Consider the following 18,596-nt stretch of genomic DNA (forward strand, 5'->3'; position numbering starts at 1 on the left):
TCGTCGCCGTCTGTGTTTGCGGCTGTAACCGTAACGTACTTCCGCGCGTCGCACGCAACGGGTCTACTGCTCGGCATGCATTCGCACTAAATTTCGCATTGGTGGCCCGCAATGGAGTTTGCGAGGCAGCGGCGGTCGAGCGATTTCAAGGCCGCCGGCCGCGGCGTATGAGGGAGATTCGGCATGCTGCGATTTATACTCACAGGCGTGGTGCTTCTGGCCGGCGCGACGAACATCGCGGCGCAGGATATGTTGCCGGCCGAACTCCGGGACCGCGCGATCGCCCGCCGGGCGACGGAGGCGGTGATCTGGGGCATGCCGGCGGTCAATGCCGACCTGATGCTGCAGACGATGCTTTCGACGACGAAGGCCAGGGTCAACGAAGTCGTCTACTGGTCTCGCCCGGTCAACTGGAAGAACCAGACGCTGACGCCGAACCCGGATTCGATCTATTTCATGTCCTTCTGGAACGTGAAGGACGGGCCCATCGTCATCGAGATCCCACCGGCCGAGGGCGGATCGATCGCCGGCAACATCGTCAACGCCTGGCAGATGCCGCTCGAAGATGCCGGCCCGCATGGCGCCGACGAGGGCAAGGGCGGCAAGTACCTGATCCTGCCGCCGGATTACATGGGCGAGGTGCCGGAGGGCTTCATTCCGCTTCGCTCGGACACCTTCACCGGATTTGCGCTGCTGCGTTCCAACCTGAAGAGCCATGCCGACGCCGATATCGAAAAGTCGGTCGCCTATGGCAAGAAGATCAAGATCTACCCGATGCCGGTGACCGACAAGCCGCCGGAAACGGTCTTTACCGACGCCTATGACGTGCTGTTCGACAGCACCATCCGCTTCGACGCCAGCTTCTTCGACAATCTGAACCGGGTCGTCCAGACCGAGCCGTGGCTCGAGCGCGACCGGGTGATGATCGACCAGCTGAGGACGCTCGGCATCGAGAAGGGCAAGCCCTTCCAGCCAAGCGCCGAAACCAAGGCGCTGCTCGACAAGGCGGCGGCCGAAGCCAGAGCCGAGCTTTCGGCGCGCTATGACGCCGGCTTTCCTGTCATCAACGAGGGCATCCGCTGGTTCCCCGCCGGGCTGCCGGACATGGTGAAGGCCGCCTCGGAGGCCTATGCCGATCCCGGTCTCTATCCGGTCGATGCCCGAGGCGTGACCTATACGCTCGGCTTCACCGGCATCAAGCGGCTGGGCACGGCGCAGTTCTACCTGATGGCCAACAAGGACAAGGACGGCAATCCGTTCGACGGCGGCGCTAACTACCGCCTCGTCGTGCCGAAGGATGCGCCGGTCGAGCAGTACTGGTCGGTGACCGCCTACGACCGCGAGACCCATGCGCTGATCCGCAACATGGACAAGGCGAGCGTCGCCTCGATCGGCGAGGGGGTGAAGAAAAATGCCGACGGCTCGGTCGACGTCTATTTCGGCGCCAAGGCGCCTGCGGGCAAGGAGGCGAACTTCGTGCCCGTCGACCCCGCCCGCAAGTTCGAACTGCTTTTCAGGCTCTACGGCCCGGAAAAGCCGCTGTTCGAGAAAAGCTGGAAGCTGCCCGACGTGGAGAAGATGCCGTAGCGCTTGCAAATGCCGTACTTGCAAAGTGACGGTGTTGACGCATTCCGGCGGAGCCATAGCTATGCATGCAGCCGCGGGCGGAAGGAGCCACCATGTGCGGACGCGTCTATCTGAAGACCAATCTGGAGGGGTTGCTGCGCGCCTTCGGCTTTGCTGAGCGTGGCGGCGTCGAGACGATCGCCAACCAGTTTCCGCGCTATAACGGAGCGCCGACGCTCACCTATCCGATCATCATCCGCGACGTGATCCGCGATCCCGATCTCTTCGGTCCGGTCTTCGTCTCGGCCCGCTGGGGCCTGATCCCGAGCTGGACCAAGGACCCGAAAGCGGGCAGGCCGCTCGTCAACGTGCGTTCCGACACGATCGCCAGCAAATTCCGCTCGTCCTATCAGCGCCGCCGCTGCCTGGTGCCGATCGACGGCTTCTTCGAATGGAAGGACATTCACGGGACCGGCAAGGACAAGCAGCCCTATGCAATCGCCATGAAAACGGGCGAGCCGTTCTGCCTTGCGGGCATCTGGGAGAGCTGGCGGAACCCCGATACCGACGAGGATATACGCACCTTTGCGATCGTCACCACCGACGCCAACGCGATGATGACCGACATCCACGACCGCATGCCTGTCATCCTGCATCCCGACGATTACGAGCGCTGGCTTTCGCCGGAGCCGGAAGCCCCTGACCTGATGAAGCCGTTTTCGCCTGAGCTCATGACGATGTGGAAGATCGGCAGCAAGGTCGGCTCGCCGAAGAACGATACGCCGGATATCTTGGATCCGGTGGATTGAAGGGGAAGCGCTTCACTTCGTCCATTGAGCCCAAAGCAATGAAGGCACGATCGCAAGTGCCATAACCACCTGAAACACGATGTACGCGATGATGATAAAGGCGATATCGTGAACGATTGTTTTGGCAACCTTCACGATCCTCCCGCTGCAGCTTTGCCGTCTCAAATCGGTGCCTTTACGTCATCGCCGTAGGTGTAGGTCAGACGGCGCTCAGAGATGTTATCGAGAGGCAGCGCCCTGAAATGGGATTTTAGCGGCAACCCGGTTTCCTTGGAAATCCACATTTCGACACGGACATTATAGTCCTTTTGGATCTGTCGCTCATATCGATAGACCGTAGCAGCGATACCCGCGACGTCTTCATGGCGGAGAAGCGCACAGTTCGCCGCCATTTCCGGCTCAGCGGACGCCGGAAGAGGCACGCTGGAGCTTGCGCCCAATGTGAGCAGCTAACGTCCATATGTACCGTTGCGACATCGATGCCTTCCTTGATTGCGGCTGAAACTGAACACGATCCTTTGTGTTGTGCGAGAGGGGTGGCCTGGAAAAGCGTCGTATCGCCTGACGGGAGCGCAAGCTCAGTGCTCGACATTGTCTTGGCGACCTGATCTAGCTGCCTGCGCCAGCCACAGGCTCATGGAAAGGCCATCTCTTGATCTATCTTCTCCGCCATGGCGAAACCGTCTGGAACACGCTCGGTCGGTTCCAGGGGCAGCTGGATTCGCCGCTGACGAGGCTTGGCGCCGAGCAGGCAGATGCTGTCGCCAACCTCCTTCGCGCCGAGATTGGTGATGAGGTGCCGTCGTTCGAGATGCATGTCAGCCCGCTCGGACGGACCCGCGAAACCGCCGAAAGGGTGCAGCGGGTGCTGCCGCTTGCGAGCCGCGAGGATGCGCGGTTGATGGAGGTTTCGGTCGGCTGCTGGGATGGCATGACCAAGTTCGAGATCGACATGGAGTATCCGGGCAAACTCGATGGTTCCGATGTCTTCGACTGGTATTTCCGTTCGCCGGATGGGGAGAGTTTCGATGCCGCCTGTGCGCGGGCGGAAAGCTGGCTTGCGGATATCCGGCGGCCGACGGTCGCGATTTCCCATGGGCTGTTCGGCCGGTTGCTGCGCGGCGTCTATGCCGGCCTCTCCAGGCGGGAAATGCTGGAGTTGCCGGTGCCGCAGGATGGATTTTATCGTCTCGGCGATGGGGCGTTCAGCCTCGTCACCGGCGTATCGACCGGCCGGCAACTGGCGTCCGCTACCGAGTGAAAACACTAGCGCGGCACCTCGTGTCGGCTCCCGGGCCTTTCCAGTGGCCGCCGCCGTGGATCGACGTTTCTTCGCGGTTGGAGGGCTATCAGCCAAAGGCAGGCGCGGACTGCGCAAGCATCACGTTTGCATCACCTGCTCCAGAGCGCTCAGCAACGCCCGCGTATCCGCCGGCTTGCCGACATTGACTGCCCCCGCCAGAACCTCTCCGCCGACCTGCTCCGGCTTTTCATAGGCGCTGGCAAGCACGAAGGGCACGCTCTGCGCCCGCAGCGCCTCCGCCACCGGCGTCACGGTGCCGTCTTTCAGGGTAACGTCCAGAATGGCCACCGCCGGCTCGGCGCTTCGCAAGAGCTGCAGGGCCTGCTTTACCGTCGCGGCGGGTCCCAAGACATGCCAGCCGTGCCTTTCCAGCAGCAGCTCGAGGTCCATGGCGATCAGGAACTCATCCTCGACGAGAAGCACGGACTTGGACATAAAACCAGTCTCTGTCTTTGGAGACCGGTGACAGGGGCGTAGCGATCTCTACTGCCAAACCCTTTGGTGCATAGTTCAGTTCCACGCGCGCGCCCAATTCGCTTCTCACGGAGAATTCGATAAGCCTGGTGCCGAAGCCCGCCGTCGTCGGGGGCGTGACCGACGGACCGCCGCTTTCCTGCAAGGCCAGCAGAAGACGCCTCTTAATGGCCTTCTCGATCTTCAAGCGGATGGCGTGCCTGCCGTTCCTACAGGTCCCGCGCGAAAATCTGGCCGGTGAGATCCTTGCCGAAGCTGTGGTGTTGTTCTTCCTCGATCAGCGCGAAGCCGGCCTTCTCGTAGATGTGGCGGGCGGCGTCGAGGCCGGCATTGGTCCACAGGATCATGCGGTGGTAGCCCAGAAGGCGGGCGTGGCGCATGCATTCCTCGACCAGCCGACGGCCGATGCCGAGGCCCCGGGCGGTGGGCTCGACATAGAGCAGGCGCAGCTTCGCCGTCGTTTCATCGTGGCGGACGAGAAATACCGAGCCGACGACCTTGCCGTCTTTTTCGGCGATCCAGCATCGATCCGACTTCGGATCGTAGTCGTGCATGTATTTGACGACGATCTCGGCGACCAGCGCTTCGAACGCGGTGGTCCAGCCATATTCCTGCGCATAGAGCGCGCCCTGCCGGTGGATCACCCAGCCCATGTCGCCCGGCTGCGGATCGCGCAGGATGAAGCCCGGCGTGCGCTCCTCGGCAAGCAGGCTTTCGATCTCGCCCATGGCGCCCACCAGCTGCTTCTGTTCCGGCACCGAAAGCTTTTCCAGCATGGCGACGACTTCGCGCTGTGATGCATCCTCCAGGGGCTGGAAGATCACGCGCCCCGCGTCCGTCAGCTCGAGTTGCGTGACCCGGCCGTCGGCCGGCGAACGGGTCTTTTCGATCAGCCCCTTCTTCTCGAAGCCGGTAATGACGCGGCTGAGATATCCCGCATCGAGGCCGAGTTCGCGGCAGAGGTCGCTCGCCGTCAGACCGGAGCGATGCGCCAACTCATAGAGAATGCGGACTTCGGTCAGCGAGAAGGCGCTGGCGAGCAGATGCTCGTGCAGCAGGCCCATCAGTCGGGTGTAAAAGCGGTTGAAGTGCCGCACCGTCTGGGCGCGGTCATCGATTTGCTGCGGAGACATGGGATGCCTTCATGAGTTTGCCTTGATCAGATAATTAGTTGCCTAAGGCAAGCATTGTCAAGCAGGAATGCGCCAAGGCCTGCGGGACCGCCCGCTGCCGAGCGCCGGCGCATGTGCGCCCCCTTTTGGTTTTTGCATTTGCTAATTTAGGTAGGAGATCGTTTCAGGCTGCGATAATATCGGATCGGATATCTCTTAGGTCCGGAAGTCCGGAACGGGCCGCTTTTCAACGTGTTTGGCAAGCCCATGGAGCAGAGATTAGCCGCAGTGCTGGCGGCCGATATGGCCGGCTACTCCAGGCTGATGGAGGCCGACGAAGCGGGCACGCTTGCGCGGCTCCGCACCCACCGCATCGAGCTCATCGATCCCGCGATCGCCAAAAACAAGGGGCGGCTGATCAAGACCACCGGCGACGGGCTGCTGGTGGAATTTCAGAGCGTGACCGATGCGGTCAAATGCGCGGTCGAGATCCAGCAGCGCATGAAGAGGCGGAACTCCGATGTGCTGGAGGACCGGCGGATCGAATTCCGCATCGGCATCAATCTCGGCGACATCATCTTCGAGGACGACGACATCTTCGGCGACGGCGTCAACATTGCCGCGCGCGCCGAGCAGCTGGCCGAGGTCGGCGGCATCTGCGTGACAGCAGCAGTGGCGACACAAGTGGCCGACCGACTGGAATTGCCGATCGAAGATCTCGGAGAGAAGACGCTGAAGAACATCAGCCGGCCGGTGCGCCTCTACCGCGTCGGTCTCGAGGGGCTGGACCTTCCGGCCTCGACGGGGGGGAGCGAAGCGAAAAAGGGCGTCTGCAAACCGACGATCGTCGTCTTGCCCTTCGACAATATGAGCGGCGATCCCGACCAGGAGTTCTTCGCCGACGGGCTGACCGAGGACATCATTACCGAGCTTTCGCGAAGGCATGAGCTCTTCGTCATCTCGCGCAACTCCTCCTTCGTCTACAAGAACCAGTCGGTCAACGTGCGCGAGGTGGCTGCCAGCCTCGGGGCGCAATATCTGGTGGAAGGCAGCGTGCGCAAGATCGGCGAGCGGGTGCGCGTCACCGTCCAGTTGATCGACGCGGTCAACGACGCACACATCTGGGCCGACAAATACGACCGGCAGCTCGATGACATCTTCGCCATTCAGGACGAGGTGACGGCGGCGATCGCCGCGACCGTGCCCGGTCGGCTGGAGGCAGCCCAGCGCGACCAGCTTTCGCGCACCAAGCCGGCCAACATGGCGGCCTACGAATGTGCGCTTGCCGCCAAGGTGCTGCATCACCGCAGCAGTGCCGACGACAACAGGCAGGCGCAGGCGTTGATCGACCGTGCCGTTTCGCTCGATCCCGGCTATGCCCACGCGCATGCCTGGCGGGCCTGCATCCTCGGGCAATCCTGGGTCTACGGCTGGTGTGCCGACAAGGAGGCGACCTGGGCCGAGGTCAATGCCGAGCTCGAACGGGCGCTTGCGCTCGACGACAACGACGCCGACGTGCATCGCATCCTTGCCGCCGTCAACGTCAACACCAACGAACTGACGACGGCGCGCTATCACCAGGAGCGGGCGCTGTTCCTCAACCCCAATTACGACCTCGTCGTGGTGCAGCAGGGCGAACTCTTGACCTGGCTCGGCCGGCCGGAGGAGGGAGCGGAATGGATCCTGAAGGCGATGCGCCTCAACCCGCACCACCCGGAACGCTTCTGGAGCCACCTCGGCAAGGCGCATTTCGCCGCGCGCCGATATGGCGAGGCGATCGAGGCCTTCATGCACCTGACCTCGATGGACGAGACCCAGCACGCCTTCGTCGCCGCCTGCCACGGCTGGCGCGGTGATGCGATTGCGGCGGGCGCGCATATCGGCAAGGTCAAGGCGCTGGCGCCGAGCTTCGAGATCGAGACCTTTCTGGCGACCATGCACTATGCGCAGGAGGAGGACCTGCAGCATCTGCGCGAGGGGCTGGTGAAGGCGGGGGCGGGATGAAAAGCGGGCCCGCGCGCTCAAGGCCTGCGCGTGGACGCAAGCACGGATCCGGAGGCGAGGAGGATGCGTTTCCGCCCCTGACAACGCAATTGCGGAGCCTGCTGCACCGTCGGGAGAGGTGGCTATGGAAGCAGTTCGCGCAGAACGGCGGCTGGTGGCCATTCTTGCCGTCGACGTTGTCGGCTACTCGCGGCTGATGGAGGCCGACGAGGCCCGTACGCTCGCAGCCATCAAGGCGTGGCGTTGCGACATCTTCGATCCCCTCATGCAGGACTACCACGGTCGCATCGTCAAACTGATGGGCGACGGTGCGATCGTCGAATTCGGCTCCGTCGTCGATGCCGTCGCCTGTGCGGTCGCGTCGCAAAACAGGGTTGCGGCGCGCCAGGCGGATATCCCGCGCGAGCATCGGCTGCTGCTGCGCATGGGCATCAACCTCGGCGATGTCGTCGTCGAGGGGGATGATCTGCTCGGCGACGGCGTCAACGTCGCAGCCCGCCTCGAGCAGATGTGCGAGCCAGGGGGCCTGTTCGTCTCCGGTACCGCCTTCGACCACCTGCAGGGCAAGTTCGAACTGCCGCTGGAGTTCATTGGCGAGCATCACGTGAAGAACATCCAGCGGCCCGTCCGCGTCTACCGGGTGCAGTTCGACGGAGATCTCAAGAGTCGGCGCTTCACCTTCGAGACCCTTCGCGGCTGGCGCATTGCGGCTGCGCTGGCCGTGATCGTTGCGACCGGCCTTGCCGCGACGTGGCTGGTGCAGAGGCGCGAGAGCGTCGAGCCCGCGTCCGTTGCGCGGAGCGCCTTGCCGCTGCCGCAGACGCCCTCGATCGCGGTGCTGCCTTTCGAAAATCTCAGCTCCGATTCAGCGCAAAGCTACTTCGCCGACGGCATGACCGACGACCTGATCACCGAACTGTCGAAACTGTCGGGCATCTTCGTCATCGCGCGCAACTCGACCTTTGCCTACAAGGGCAAGCCCACCAAGGCGCAGCAGGTGGGGGCGGAACTGGGCGTCCACTATATCCTTGAGGGCAGCGTCCGTCGGGAGGGAAACCAGGTTCGGGTCAATGCCCAATTGATCGACGCGATCGACGGGCACCACCTGTGGGCCGAGCGCTATGATGGGGAAATGAGCGGCGTGTTCGGGCTGCAGGACAAGGTGATCGGACAGATCGTCTCGACGCTCTCCGTGAAGCTGACGAGTGCCGAAAAGAACGTGGCGGCGGTGCCGGAAACGACGAACCCGAAGGCCTACGATACCCTGTTGCGCGGCTGGGAGCATCTTCGCCGCGACAGCGAAGCGGAAACGGTCGCAGCTTCCGCATTTTTCCAGAAGGCGATCGTGCTCGACCCGCACTATAGCCGCGCCTACGCGTCGCTGGCGGCGGCAAACTGGCGGGCGAGCATCCTCTCCTGGGATTATTCCCGCAGGGAGGCCGCGTCCAGGAACCTCGCCAGAAATCTCGCAAAGGCGATGGAGAGGCCGACGCCGCTTGCCTATGCCGTCTCGGCGCAGGTGCTTGCGCAGCAGGGGCGTTACGACGAAGCCTTCGCCGCCATCGACCGAGCGATGACGCTTGCGCCCAACGATCCCGACAACCATGTCGGCATGGCGCGGATCCTCAACGCGACAGGACGCGCGACCGAGGCGGAACAGGAGGCGCGCCTGGCGATGCGGTTCGATCCTCACCCGACGCGGGCAACGCTGCGCATGCTCGCCGTCTCGCTGTTTTCTCAAGGCAAATACGACGAGGCCGCCGCCACCTACGAGCGGGTGCTCGAGAAAAGCTCCGAACTCTTGGGGGATTACGCCACGCTGACTTCGAGCTATGGACATCTCGGCCGCACGGGCGACATTCAGAGGCTGGTCGACCAGTACAACAAGCTGGCGGCGTCCTCGCTGGGAGATCCGCTCACCGTCCAGGAAAGCGCCTATGACTGGTATGGCAGCGCCTTCAGCTACCACCAGCCCTATATCGCGCGGCTGCAGGAGGGACTTCGCAAGGCCGGATTGCCGGAAGGGGCCGGCACGGACCTTGCCTTCGACGACTATGCCAAGTTCATTTCGCTGACGAAGGGCGAGCTCAGCGTCGAGCGAACGATAAAGGTCGACGTTGCGGAAGTGAAAGCGCTGCTTGCGCGCGGCGTCACCTTCATCGATGTGCGGGCGCCGCTCACCTATGACATTGGCCATCTCCCCAAGGCCGTCAATCTGTCGCTGCTGACCGCGCTATCGAAGGAAAGCCTCGCCAAGGTGGTGGGAAAGGCAGACGAGGTCGCTTTCTATTGTCAGGGCCGAAACTGCACCCATGCCGCCTATGCGTCCGCCAAGGCGATCGCCTGGGGCTACACCCGCGTCTACTATTTCGCCGGCGGATTTCTGGAGTGGGATGACGAGGGCTACCCGCTCGTGATCGAGGTCGGCAAGTAGTTCGGGCAGGGATGTCCGCGATCCATTGCTACCGTGGCCCGATGCTGATGAAGATCGACTTCCGCTCGCTGTGCAAGCTGGGGTGCCACTGGCGCGGCATCGGCGTGACGCTCTTCATCAACTGGGCGATCAAGCCATTCTCGATGGCCCTGCAGGCATGGTTGTTCATCGGCTGGCTCCTCCGCCCGTTGCCGCCGCCATCAGCCTGTTCGGCATCCAGTCGGCCGCCGCGCTCGCGACCGTCGTCGGGGTGCTCATCGAGGTACCGGTGATGCTGTCGGTCGTCTGGATCGTGAACAGGTCCAGGGACTGGTACGAGGTAGCGCCGGCGGTGGCCCGGAATTCCGTCTCGAAAGGCGCATGAGCGATGGAGGCGCGTGTCGCGCTCGCTGGACAACCCTTGATACATGCGCCGATGATGACGGATGGACGAAATCGTCATCCAGGCGCACAAGCATAGCGCCAACCATCGAGCGGAAATCGAAGCGAGCCCGTCCTGCGGATGCTTCTATTGTTGCGAGATCTTTCCGGCGGCCGAGATAAACGAATGGATCGACGATGACACAACGGCGATCTGTCCCGGTTGCGGCATCGATTCCGTCATCGGCAGTGGCTCAGGCTTTCCCGTGACGACGGTCGAATTCCTGGCGCGGATGAGACGCTATTGGTTTTGAGCGTCGCGCCGTCCGCCCTGGAGCGGGGGCGCAACGCGACGTAGACTTCAGCCTGTCGCCATCAAGGCCCAGCTCGTTTGCCGGGCATCGATGGCGGCTCCTTGCCGCGATCTTGGTCGGATCAGGCCTCAGGCTCGTGGCAGACAGCCTCGATGTTGTGGCCATCCGGATCGAAAACGAAGGCGGCGTAATAGTTGGCGTGGTAGCGCGGGCGCAGGCCCGGCGCGCCGTTGTCCCTGCCGCCGGCCGCAAGGGCTGCGCTGTAGAAGGCGTCGACCTGCTCACGGGTCGTGGCCATGAAGGCGAGGTGAAGGTGCGCCGGCGTTTCCTCGGTCTGGTAGAGGCACAGCGACGACTTGCCGTCCGTGCTCATCTCCACGCCATGCGAGCCGTGATCGACCACCGAAACGCCGAGCGGTTCGAGCGCCTTCAGGTAGAAGTCGAGGCTTGCCGCATAGTCGCGGACACCGAATTTGACGTGGTCGAACATCGCGTTCTCCTGTGTGCGGGTTTGACGTGCGCTGGCGAGGCGGCGCATTTGCGGCCGGGATTGGGCTGATACCCCGATGGCCTGTTGCAGGCAACCGTAGGTCCTTGGGGGCGCATCGGTATGCGCTCGGGGCCTAGCCTCTTGCCGCGCGGCGCGTCACACGGCGCAGACCTCCCGCACGCAGGCCCGCAACCAGCGGTGCGCCGGGTCGGCGTCGAGGCGGGGGTGCCAGAGCAACGAAATGGTGATTTCGGGCAGGGCGACGGGCAGGGGGAAGGTGACGAGGTTTTCGCGCAGGCTTCCGGTGTAGCGCTCGGGCACGCTGGCGACGAGGTCGGTGGCGCGGACAAGCGCCAGGGCCTCGGAGAAGCTGCCGACGGAAGCGGTGATCTTGCGGCTAAGGCCGAGGGCCTCGAGGGCAGTGTCGATCGGGCCGACGTCGTTGCCGCGGCGCGAGACATGGATGTGGTGGCCTTCGGCGTAGCGGGCGGGCGTCACTTCGCCTGATGTCAGCGGATGGCCCGGGCGGACCACGGCGACGAAACGGTCGTGGAAGAGGGCTTGGGCGCGAAGCTCCGGGCCCGTCATGTCGCCGACAACGGCAGTTTCGAGATCGACGGTTCCTTCGCGAAGCGGGCTGCTTTCCCGGTCGAGCTTCTGCACGAAGCGCAGACGCACGCCGGGCGCCTCTCGCTCGACACGGGCAATCAGTGCAGCGCCGAAGTTTTCGACGAAACCCTCGCGGTTCCTGAGCGTGAAGGTGCGGGAAAGCGTCTTCAGGTCCAGGCTCTCGGCCGGGCGAAGGCAGGCTTCGGCCGCTTCGACGATGGGGCCGATGCGATCGCGCAGTTCCAGCGCCCTCGGCGTTGGAACGAGGCCGCGGCCGGCGCGCACCAGCAGCGGATCGCCGGTCGCCTCGCGCAGCCTTGCCAGCGCCCGGCTCATGGCCGAGGGGCTGAGCCGCAGCCGCCTTGCGGCGCGGGCGACGCTGCCTTCCGCAAGCAGCACCTCGAGGGTCACGAGCAGGTTGAGATCCGGTCTGGTCATGCCCATCCATAACACAGCTGGTTCATGATGTGGCGTCAAACGCACGAATGAAGTGCAAATGCTGCGTCTTCCGCCACATGAAGCCGAGGTCTAATTTTGCGGAGAACCGACCTTGGAGGGTTTTCCGATGATCCCATGCCCACTGATGCCCGCCCCGATTTCCCTGTCTGATCGGAAGTCGTTGCCGCATATTTTGAATCATGAAAGCGTGCTATCGCCTTGTTTCCCCGCGATTTCCCGTGCTGCAAAAGATCGGCGCGAAACCTCGCGCGCGGGAGGTGGTCGATGAGCGCGACGAAGACTGCAAACGCTCCCGCCACGGCCTCGGTTCGCTGCGTGCTCACCAGCCTGTCGCTGTCGATGCTGCTCTCCTCGCTTGGCACCAGCAGCGCCAATGTGGCGCTTCCGGCGCTGGCGGACGCTTTTGGTGTCTCGTTCCAGGCGGTGCAATGGGTGGTGCTTGCCTATCTGCTTGCCATCACCACGCTGATCGTCAGCGTCGGGCGGCTTGGCGATATCGTCGGCCGGCGGCGGCTTCTGCTTGCCGGCATCGCGCTCTTTATCGCAGCCTCGGTGCTTTGCGGCCTGACGCCCGCTTTCCCGCTGCTCGTCGCGGCGCGAGCGATGCAGGGCATCGGGGCTGCGATGATGATGGCGCTGACCATGGCGTTTGTCGGCGAGACGGTGGCGAAGGAGAAGACCGGCAGCGCCATGGGCTTGCTCGGCACCATGTCGGCCATCGGCACAGCGCTCGGGCCGTCGCTTGGCGGCGCGCTGATTGCCGGGCCCGGTTGGCGGGCGATCTTTCTCGTCAACGTGCCGTTGGGGCTCGTCGCTTTCCTTCTCGCCCGTCGGCATCTGCCGGTAGACCGAGGCCTTGAGGGCAGGGAGCGCTCACGATTCGATGTCGCCGGCACCTTGCTGCTTGCGCTTTCGCTGGGCGCCTATGCATTGGCGATGACGGTGGGACGCGGCAGTTTTGGCATGCTCAATGTCGCGCTGCTTTCGGCCGCCGTTTTGGGTCTTGCACTGTTCCTGCGGGTCGAGACCAAGGTAGCCTCGCCGCTGATCCGGCCGGCGATGTTGCGTGATCCGGTTTTCAGCCGCGGGCTTTCGACCAATGCGCTGGTCTCGACCGTGATGATGGCGACGCTGGTGGTCGGGCCGTTCTATCTGTCGCGCGGGCTGGGGCTCGATGCGGCGATGGTCGGGCTCGTCCTGTCGGTCGGTCCCGTCATCTCGGCCTTCGGTGGCGTGGTCGCCGGCCGTATCGTCGATCGCCTGGGCGCGGGCTTCGTAGTCACGATCGGTCTTGCCGCGATGGTTGCGGGCTGCGCGGCGCTTGTGCTGCTGCCGGGGCTTTTTGGCGTTGCCGGTTATGTCGCGGCGATCGCGCTTTTGACGCCCGGCTACCAGCTGTTCCAGGCGGCCAACAACACGGCGGTCATGGCGGAGGTGAGCGCGGACCGGCGCGGCGTCGTTTCCGGCCTGCTCAACCTTTCGCGCAATCTCGGCCTCGTCACCGGCGCATCGGTCATGGGCGCGGTCTTTGCCTCAGCCGTGGCGGCAGGCGACATGGCCGGGGCGGCGCCAGCCTTGGTCGCCAGGGGCATGCAGGTGACCTTTGCGGTGGCTGGGCTGTTGACCGTGACCGCGCTGGCGATCGCCGTTGCGGGCAGGGCGTTCAGGCGCGCACAACGGGCCGTCGCCGCGGAGCCAGCTGGAGAGTGATGATCCCGCAAGAGACGGGCGGGGCCGACGCGGCGCCGCTCAGCGATCGGCACCCGACCGATTGCGCCACGCCTCGGACGCGAGGCTGTAGCTCTGGTGGAGGATCTCTTCGCCCCTCGAGCGGGAGGCCTTCCGCATGGCCTGTTGCGGGCGAAAGCCGAGCTTGAGCAGCACCTTGCCGGAGGCCGGATTGTCGGCCGCGTGGCCTGTTTTCAGCCTCGCGAGCCGAGCTGCTCGAAGGCGAAGGACACCACCGCCTGCGCGGCCTCGAAGGCATAGCCCTGGCCCCAGCTTGGCTTCTCCAGCCAGTAGCCGAGTTCGCCTTCTTCGCCGTCGATCTCGTCGAGATCGACCAGGCCGATCATGCGGCCTCTGCGCTCGATGGCAAATCGAAAGGCCGTGCCGGCGATCCATTCCTGCCGGTGCTCACCGAACCAGCCGGTCATGTCGTCGGGATCGGGTGGAAACTGCGCCATGCGTAGCATGCGCGTGACGTCCCAATCCGACTGGATCTCAAAGGCGCGCTGCGCATCGGCGGGCGTTGTCGGGCGCAGCGCGAGTCGATCGGTCGTCAGCGTGACCGCGGGGCGATTTCCAGTGTTCGCTGCGGATGGGCGCATTGTCAGAGGTTTCCCCATCGATCCGCACTGATCGTCAGACACTACCGCGTTCAGGCGGTCGGCAAACGCTCGAGCCGGGCGCGAAGCGTTTCGAAATCCGGCACGAACCAGATCGAATCACCCTTGTTCGTTTCGCGCACGAAATCGGTCAGCGCCTTGCTGGCTTCGAGCCTGGTGCTGATATCGCCGACGATGGCGAGCCGCATGCGGTAGTTGACGAATTTCTGGAACACCTCGCCGGCGACGCGGGTCGAAAGATCGAGGAAATGGGGACCCAGCCGTTCGACCGGGACTGCCAGCAAGTCGGCCTCATGCGCCCAGCCGTCGCCAAGAAAATCATTGGCGTCGCCCGGTGCCGCAAGCAGGGGGCCATCGACAGCGCATTGCAGCACGCGCGCGGTTCCGATTTCGATCAGCTGTGTCATGCGCCAAGAAGTAGGCTGCAAAGCCCAGGGTTGCAAGGCTGTTGCCTCGGGTTCTGCGGTCGGGGCAGGTTGCGTTCGCCGCCGGCAGTTTGCTCCCGTATCCGCATGTCCGGCTGGTTCGACCGAGCGGGCATGAGGCGATGTATTTCTAGAAATATATCGATATTCGCAAAAACTGATTGGCGTCCGCAAGTTATGCCGGAACGACGCGTGAGAATTTCTCGGGAATTCCGGTACCAGTTTTCTGTCAATTTGACACAGATCAATGACCCCTTCTGTTCGGCATTTACTCTGAGGCACGGTGAAAAGCTGTCATCGGCCGGTCACGGGATTGATTTTTATTTCCGGTGGCGCATCTTACCTTGGATTGTGTTGGGGGACGCAGGAATGCCGGAAGTCGTTCAGGCACAGCCGATCGAAAAGCCGCCGCGCTCGCGACGCGCGGAGCTGATTACCTTCTTCGTGCTCGCCTTCGGCATCTGGCCGATCGTCGCCGTTGGTATCGTCGGCGGCTATGGTTTCCTCGTCTGGATGCTGCAGATCATCTTTGGCCCGCCGGGCCCGCCCGGGCATTGAGGTCGAGCCATGAAGGTCGAACCTCTCTCACGTCGTGAACTTTTTACCGGCCGCACTGCCGCAAAGCCCGTCCGCATCCGCCCGCCGGGTGTTTCGGAGCTCAGCCTTGCCGCCTGCACCGGTTGCGGCGCCTGTGCGGAGCGATGTCCCACCGCCATAATCCGTCTTTCTGACGGTCTTCCCTTCGTCGACTTTTCGGGCGGCGAATGCACCTTCTGTGGTGCCTGCGAGGAAGCCTGTCCCGAGCCGGTATTCACCGAGAAGGCCGTGCGCCGTTTCCCGCATGTCGCCGCGGTCACCGATACCTGTCTCGCGCGCCGATACATTGCCTGCCAGTCCTGCGGTGAAAGCTGCCCGGAGCAGGCGATCCGTTTTCGCCCGCGTATCGGCGGGCCGTTTCTGCCTGAGATCAACGAAGACCGATGCACCGGCTGCGGCGCCTGCCTCAGTGGCTGCCCGGTGAGTGCGATTGCAGTGAAGGCATTGGAAGTGGAGGTGGCGCATGTCTGAGGCCGCAGCGGCAAAGGCGGGTACGCCCTATCACATTTCGAGCGCCGTGGTCGCCACGATGCCGCAGAGCACCGAAGCGATCCTGGCGACGCTCGCGGGAATGGAAAACGTCGAAATCCATGGCCATGGCGGCGGCAAGATCGTCGTCGTCATCGAAGGCAGAAGCACGGGCGCGCTCGGCGAACGGCTGACACAGATCTCGCTGCTCGACGGGGTGATCTCGGCCAACATGGTTTTCGAGCATGTGGAAATGGAAGAGGAAGGGCAGGAGCCATGAGCGGAGAACTGACGCGGCGTGACATTCTGAAGGCCCATGCGGCCGGCATCGCCGCCGCCACGGCCGGCATTGCGCTGCCTGCCGCCGCACAGCCGGTGCCGGGCGGCGTCAACGCGCTGGAAATCAAGTGGTCCAAGGCGCCGTGTCGCTTCTGCGGCACGGGCTGCGGCGTGATGGTGGGCGTGAAGGAAGGCCAGGTTGTCGCCACCCACGGCGACATGCAGGCCGAGGTCAACCGCGGTCTCAACTGCATCAAGGGCTATTTCCTTTCCAAGATCATGTACGGCAACGACCGCCTGACGACGCCGCTCTTGAGGAAGCGCGGCGGCACTTACGCCAAGGACGGCGAGTTCGAGCCCGTCAGCTGGGACGAGGCCTTCAACGTCATGGCCGAGCAGGCAAAGAAGGTGCTGAAGGAGAAAGGCCCGACGGCCGTCGGCATGTTCGGCTCCGGTCAATGGACGATCTTCGAGGGCTATGCTGCGACCAAGCTGATGCGGGCGGGTTTCCGCTCCAACAATCTCGATCCCAATGCCCGCCACTGCATGGCGTCCGCCGCCGTCGCCTTCATGCGCACCTTCGGCATGGACGAGCCGATGGGCTGCTACGACGACTTCGAGAACGCCGATGCCTTCGTGCTCTGGGGCTCGAACATGGCGGAGATGCACCCGATCCTCTGGACCCGAGTCGCCGACCGGCGTCTCGGCCAGCCGCATGTGCGCGTCGCGGTACTTTCGACCTTCACCCATCGCAGCATGGACCTGGCCGATATCCCGATCGTCTTCAAGCCAGGCACCGACCTCGTCATCCTCAACTACATCGCCAACCACATCATCACGACCGGCAAGGTCAACGAGGACTTCGTCAACAAGCACACGAAGTTTGCTCGCGGGGTCACCGACATCGGCTATGGTCTCCGGCCCGACAACCCGGTCGAGGTGAATGCCGCCAACTCCAAGGACCCCGGCAAGACTGAGCCGATGGATTTCGAGGCGTTCAAGGAGTTCGTTTCCGAATATACGCTGAAGAAGACCGCCGAGATGACCGGCGTCGATCCGGAGTTCCTGGAGCAGCTGGCCGAGCTTTATGCCGACCCGAGCCGCAAGGTCATGTCGCTCTGGACCATGGGCTTCAACCAGCATGTGCGCGGTGTGTGGGCCAACCAGATGGTCTACAATCTGCATCTTCTGACCGGAAAGATCTCCGAGCCCGGCAACAGCCCGTTCTCGCTGACCGGGCAGCCGTCTGCCTGCGGCACGGCGCGCGAGGTCGGCACCTTCGCCCATCGCCTGCCTGCCGACATGGTGGTGACCAATCCCGAGCACCGCAAGCACGCCGAAGAAATCTGGCGCATTCCGCACGGTATCATTCCGGAAAAGCCCGGCTACCACGCCGTGCAGCAGGACCGGATGCTGAAGGACGGCAAACTCAATTTCTACTGGGTGCAGGTCAACAACAACGTCCAGGCGGGGCCGAACACCGCCAACGAGACCTGGCAGGGCTATCGCAACCCGGACAATTTCATCGTCGTTTCCGATGCCTATCCGACGATCACGGCGATGAGCGCCGACCTGATCCTGCCCGCCGCCATGTGGGTGGAGAAGGAAGGGGCCTACGGCAATGCCGAGCGGCGCACCCATGTCTGGCACCAGCTGGTGCAAGCGGGCGGCGAAGCGCGCTCGGACCTCTGGCAGATGGTGGAGTTTTCCAAGCGCTTCACCACCGACGAGGTGTGGCCGAAGGAGATCCTCGACGCCAGCCCCGAATATCGCGGCAAGACGCTGTTCGAGGTTCTGTTCAAGAACGGCGAAGTCGATCGTTTCCCGCTGACCGATGTCAGTGCCGAATACGACAACAACGAAGCCAAGGATTTCGGCTTTTACATCCAGAAGGGGCTGTTCGAGGAATATGCCACTTTCGGACGCGGCCATGGTCATGATCTGGCGCCCTACGACACCTATCACGAGGTGCGCGGGCTGCGCTGGCCTGTGGTCAACGGCCAGGAGACGCGCTGGCGCTACCGCGAGGGCTTCGACCCCTATGTGAAGCCGGGCGAGGGCGTGAAGTTCTATGGCAACAAGGACGGCAAGGCGATCATCCTTGCGGTGCCCTACGAGCCGCCGGCCGAATCCCCCGACGACGAATACGATACCTGGCTGGTGACCGGCCGCGTGCTGGAACACTGGCACTCGGGCTCGATGACCATGCGGGTGCCGGAACTCTACAAGGCGTTTCCGGGCGCGCGCGTCTTCATGAACGCGGAGGATGCCCGCAAGCGCGGCATCAACCAGGGCATGGAAGTGCGCATCGTCTCGCGCCGCGGCGAGATCCGCTCGCGCGTCGACATCCGCGGCCGCAACCGCATGCCGCCCGGCGTCGTCTTCGTTCCCTGGTTCGACGCCAGCCAGCTGATCAACAAGGTTACGCTCGACGCCACCGATCCCATCTCCAAACAGACGGATTTCAAAAAATGCGCGGTCAAGATTCTTCCCGTCACCCTCTAGGGTGGTCACGGCTGGTTCGGGCCGTTGCCAAACGGCCCGC

Annotated in this window: 18 protein-coding genes and 2 pseudogenes; 12 read left to right on the forward strand and 8 right to left on the reverse strand. The window is 63.6% G+C overall.

Annotated elements, in window-relative coordinates; all coding sequences use genetic code 11:
- Positions 1–183 precede the first annotated feature (183 nt).
- Both IB262_RS01875 and IB262_RS01880 read left to right on the forward strand, forming a co-directional pair.
- Positions 184–1,587 (forward strand): DUF1254 domain-containing protein, encoded by a 1,404-nt coding sequence (locus tag IB262_RS01875; protein WP_112975902.1) that lies wholly within the window; start codon positions 184–186, stop codon positions 1,585–1,587.
- Between the two features lie 92 nt (positions 1,588–1,679).
- Positions 1,680–2,375 carry an SOS response-associated peptidase gene (locus tag IB262_RS01880; RefSeq protein WP_192493367.1) on the forward strand — a complete coding sequence of 232 codons (696 nt, stop codon included), beginning with the start codon at positions 1,680–1,682 and terminating at the stop codon, positions 2,373–2,375.
- A gap of 161 nt (positions 2,376–2,536) precedes the next feature.
- Here the strand turns inward: IB262_RS01880 and IB262_RS01885 are convergent, their stop codons facing one another.
- The gene (locus IB262_RS01885) at positions 2,537–2,767 is read right to left on the reverse strand and encodes a hypothetical protein (protein ID WP_060583220.1); all 231 of its coding nucleotides are present in this window, start codon (positions 2,765–2,767) and stop codon (positions 2,537–2,539) included.
- Positions 2,768–3,027: 260 nt separating this feature from the next.
- Between IB262_RS01885 and IB262_RS01890 the strand changes: the two genes are divergently transcribed.
- The gene (locus IB262_RS01890) at positions 3,028–3,636 is read left to right on the forward strand and encodes a histidine phosphatase family protein (RefSeq protein WP_112975901.1); all 609 of its coding nucleotides are present in this window, start codon (positions 3,028–3,030) and stop codon (positions 3,634–3,636) included.
- Between the two features lie 120 nt (positions 3,637–3,756).
- Here the strand turns inward: IB262_RS01890 and IB262_RS01895 are convergent, their stop codons facing one another.
- Complete coding sequence (locus IB262_RS01895) at positions 3,757–4,113, reverse strand: response regulator (RefSeq protein WP_090294177.1); 357 nt, start codon at positions 4,111–4,113, stop codon at positions 3,757–3,759.
- A gap of 248 nt (positions 4,114–4,361) precedes the next feature.
- Positions 4,362–5,285 carry a bifunctional helix-turn-helix transcriptional regulator/GNAT family N-acetyltransferase gene (locus tag IB262_RS01900; RefSeq protein WP_034793110.1) on the reverse strand — a complete coding sequence of 308 codons (924 nt, stop codon included), beginning with the start codon at positions 5,283–5,285 and terminating at the stop codon, positions 4,362–4,364.
- A 246-nt stretch (positions 5,286–5,531) separates the two neighbouring features.
- Here IB262_RS01900 and IB262_RS01905 point away from each other — a divergent pair, with 246 nt between their 5' ends.
- Together IB262_RS01905 and IB262_RS01910 are read left to right on the forward strand one after the other, a co-directional pair.
- On the forward strand, positions 5,532–7,268 hold the full coding sequence (locus IB262_RS01905; RefSeq protein WP_192493368.1) for an adenylate/guanylate cyclase domain-containing protein: 1,737 nt from the start codon (positions 5,532–5,534) through the stop codon (positions 7,266–7,268).
- Positions 7,269–7,392: 124 nt separating this feature from the next.
- Positions 7,393–9,702 carry a rhodanese-like domain-containing protein gene (locus IB262_RS01910; RefSeq protein WP_112975900.1) on the forward strand — a complete coding sequence of 770 codons (2,310 nt, stop codon included), beginning with the start codon at positions 7,393–7,395 and terminating at the stop codon, positions 9,700–9,702.
- A 28-nt stretch (positions 9,703–9,730) separates the two neighbouring features.
- On the opposite strand, the gene IB262_RS35845 is transcribed toward IB262_RS01910, so the two are convergent.
- Positions 9,731–9,871: a hypothetical protein gene (locus IB262_RS35845; protein WP_246802556.1), complete on the reverse strand. Its 141-nt coding sequence runs from the start codon at positions 9,869–9,871 to the stop codon at positions 9,731–9,733.
- Positions 9,872–9,889: 18 nt separating this feature from the next.
- Here IB262_RS35845 and IB262_RS35850 point away from each other — a divergent pair.
- Positions 9,890–10,066, forward strand: a pseudogene (locus IB262_RS35850) (arsenical-resistance protein); the annotation flags it as partial.
- A 61-nt stretch (positions 10,067–10,127) separates the two neighbouring features.
- Positions 10,128–10,376 (forward strand): cytoplasmic protein, encoded by a 249-nt coding sequence (locus IB262_RS01920; protein ID WP_192357113.1) that lies wholly within the window; start codon positions 10,128–10,130, stop codon positions 10,374–10,376.
- A 121-nt stretch (positions 10,377–10,497) separates the two neighbouring features.
- On the opposite strand, the gene IB262_RS01925 is transcribed toward IB262_RS01920, so the two are convergent.
- Both IB262_RS01925 and IB262_RS01930 read right to left on the reverse strand, forming a co-directional pair.
- Positions 10,498–10,866 carry a VOC family protein gene (locus IB262_RS01925; RefSeq protein ID WP_192493369.1) on the reverse strand — a complete coding sequence of 123 codons (369 nt, stop codon included), beginning with the start codon at positions 10,864–10,866 and terminating at the stop codon, positions 10,498–10,500.
- Positions 10,867–11,022: 156 nt separating this feature from the next.
- Positions 11,023–11,913 carry a LysR family transcriptional regulator gene (locus IB262_RS01930; RefSeq protein WP_112975921.1) on the reverse strand — a complete coding sequence of 297 codons (891 nt, stop codon included), beginning with the start codon at positions 11,911–11,913 and terminating at the stop codon, positions 11,023–11,025.
- Positions 11,914–12,198: 285 nt separating this feature from the next.
- Between IB262_RS01930 and IB262_RS01935 the strand changes: the two genes are divergently transcribed.
- Positions 12,199–13,644: an MFS transporter gene (locus IB262_RS01935; RefSeq protein WP_192493370.1), complete on the forward strand. Its 1,446-nt coding sequence runs from the start codon at positions 12,199–12,201 to the stop codon at positions 13,642–13,644.
- A 212-nt stretch (positions 13,645–13,856) separates the two neighbouring features.
- Here IB262_RS01935 and IB262_RS01940 read toward each other — a convergent pair whose 3' ends face one another.
- Together IB262_RS01940 and IB262_RS01945 are read right to left on the reverse strand one after the other, a co-directional pair.
- Positions 13,857–14,264, reverse strand: a complete 408-nt coding sequence (locus IB262_RS01940) for a GNAT family N-acetyltransferase (protein WP_246802557.1) — start codon at positions 14,262–14,264, stop codon at positions 13,857–13,859.
- A gap of 50 nt (positions 14,265–14,314) precedes the next feature.
- The gene (locus tag IB262_RS01945) at positions 14,315–14,689 is read right to left on the reverse strand and encodes a DUF4180 domain-containing protein (protein WP_034793127.1); all 375 of its coding nucleotides are present in this window, start codon (positions 14,687–14,689) and stop codon (positions 14,315–14,317) included.
- A gap of 387 nt (positions 14,690–15,076) precedes the next feature.
- Between IB262_RS01945 and napE the strand changes: the two genes are divergently transcribed.
- The 4 genes and pseudogenes from napE (at position 15,077) to napA (ending at position 18,556) form a co-directional block, all read left to right on the forward strand.
- Positions 15,077–15,265: a periplasmic nitrate reductase, NapE protein gene (gene napE / locus IB262_RS01950; RefSeq protein WP_034793129.1), complete on the forward strand. Its 189-nt coding sequence runs from the start codon at positions 15,077–15,079 to the stop codon at positions 15,263–15,265.
- A 9-nt stretch (positions 15,266–15,274) separates the two neighbouring features.
- A complete protein-coding gene (gene napF / locus IB262_RS01955) occupies positions 15,275–15,775 on the forward strand; it encodes a ferredoxin-type protein NapF (RefSeq protein ID WP_112975897.1) in 501 nt (166 codons plus the stop codon).
- A pseudogene (locus tag IB262_RS01960) lies at positions 15,768–16,074 on the forward strand (chaperone NapD). The gene napF and the pseudogene IB262_RS01960 overlap by 8 nt, the downstream one beginning before the upstream one ends.
- Positions 16,049–18,556: a periplasmic nitrate reductase subunit alpha gene (gene napA, locus IB262_RS01965; RefSeq protein ID WP_060516070.1), complete on the forward strand. Its 2,508-nt coding sequence runs from the start codon at positions 16,049–16,051 to the stop codon at positions 18,554–18,556. Before IB262_RS01960 ends, napA begins: the two are co-directional and overlap by 26 nt.
- Positions 18,557–18,596 lie beyond the last annotated feature (40 nt).

This window comes from Ensifer sp. ENS02 (assembly GCF_014851885.1).
Classification (GTDB): Bacteria; Pseudomonadota; Alphaproteobacteria; order Rhizobiales; family Rhizobiaceae; genus Ensifer; species Ensifer adhaerens.

Excerpts from the sequence above, each read along its gene's own strand:
- IB262_RS01875 (WP_112975902.1), top strand. The coding sequence starts at position 184 with ATGCTGCGATTTATACTCACAGGCGTGGTGCTTCTGGCCGGCGCGACG.
- IB262_RS01880 (WP_192493367.1), top strand. The coding sequence starts at position 1,680 with ATGTGCGGACGCGTCTATCTGAAGACCAATCTGGAGGGGTTGCTGCGC.
- IB262_RS01885 (WP_060583220.1), bottom strand. The coding sequence starts at position 2,767 with ATGGCGGCGAACTGTGCGCTTCTCCGCCATGAAGACGTCGCGGGTATC.
- IB262_RS01895 (WP_090294177.1), bottom strand. The coding sequence starts at position 4,113 with ATGTCCAAGTCCGTGCTTCTCGTCGAGGATGAGTTCCTGATCGCCATG.
- IB262_RS01900 (WP_034793110.1), bottom strand. The coding sequence starts at position 5,285 with ATGTCTCCGCAGCAAATCGATGACCGCGCCCAGACGGTGCGGCACTTC.
- IB262_RS01905 (WP_192493368.1), top strand. The coding sequence starts at position 5,532 with ATGGAGCAGAGATTAGCCGCAGTGCTGGCGGCCGATATGGCCGGCTAC.
- IB262_RS01910 (WP_112975900.1), top strand. The coding sequence starts at position 7,393 with ATGGAAGCAGTTCGCGCAGAACGGCGGCTGGTGGCCATTCTTGCCGTC.
- IB262_RS35845 (WP_246802556.1), bottom strand. The coding sequence starts at position 9,871 with ATGAACAACCATGCCTGCAGGGCCATCGAGAATGGCTTGATCGCCCAG.
- IB262_RS01920 (WP_192357113.1), top strand. The coding sequence starts at position 10,128 with ATGGACGAAATCGTCATCCAGGCGCACAAGCATAGCGCCAACCATCGA.
- IB262_RS01925 (WP_192493369.1), bottom strand. The coding sequence starts at position 10,866 with ATGTTCGACCACGTCAAATTCGGTGTCCGCGACTATGCGGCAAGCCTC.
- IB262_RS01930 (WP_112975921.1), bottom strand. The coding sequence starts at position 11,913 with ATGACCAGACCGGATCTCAACCTGCTCGTGACCCTCGAGGTGCTGCTT.
- IB262_RS01935 (WP_192493370.1), top strand. The coding sequence starts at position 12,199 with ATGAGCGCGACGAAGACTGCAAACGCTCCCGCCACGGCCTCGGTTCGC.
- IB262_RS01940 (WP_246802557.1), bottom strand. The coding sequence starts at position 14,264 with ATGCGCCCATCCGCAGCGAACACTGGAAATCGCCCCGCGGTCACGCTG.
- IB262_RS01945 (WP_034793127.1), bottom strand. The coding sequence starts at position 14,689 with ATGACACAGCTGATCGAAATCGGAACCGCGCGCGTGCTGCAATGCGCT.
- napE (WP_034793129.1), top strand. The coding sequence starts at position 15,077 with ATGCCGGAAGTCGTTCAGGCACAGCCGATCGAAAAGCCGCCGCGCTCG.
- napF (WP_112975897.1), top strand. The coding sequence starts at position 15,275 with ATGAAGGTCGAACCTCTCTCACGTCGTGAACTTTTTACCGGCCGCACT.
- napA (WP_060516070.1), top strand. The coding sequence starts at position 16,049 with ATGAGCGGAGAACTGACGCGGCGTGACATTCTGAAGGCCCATGCGGCC.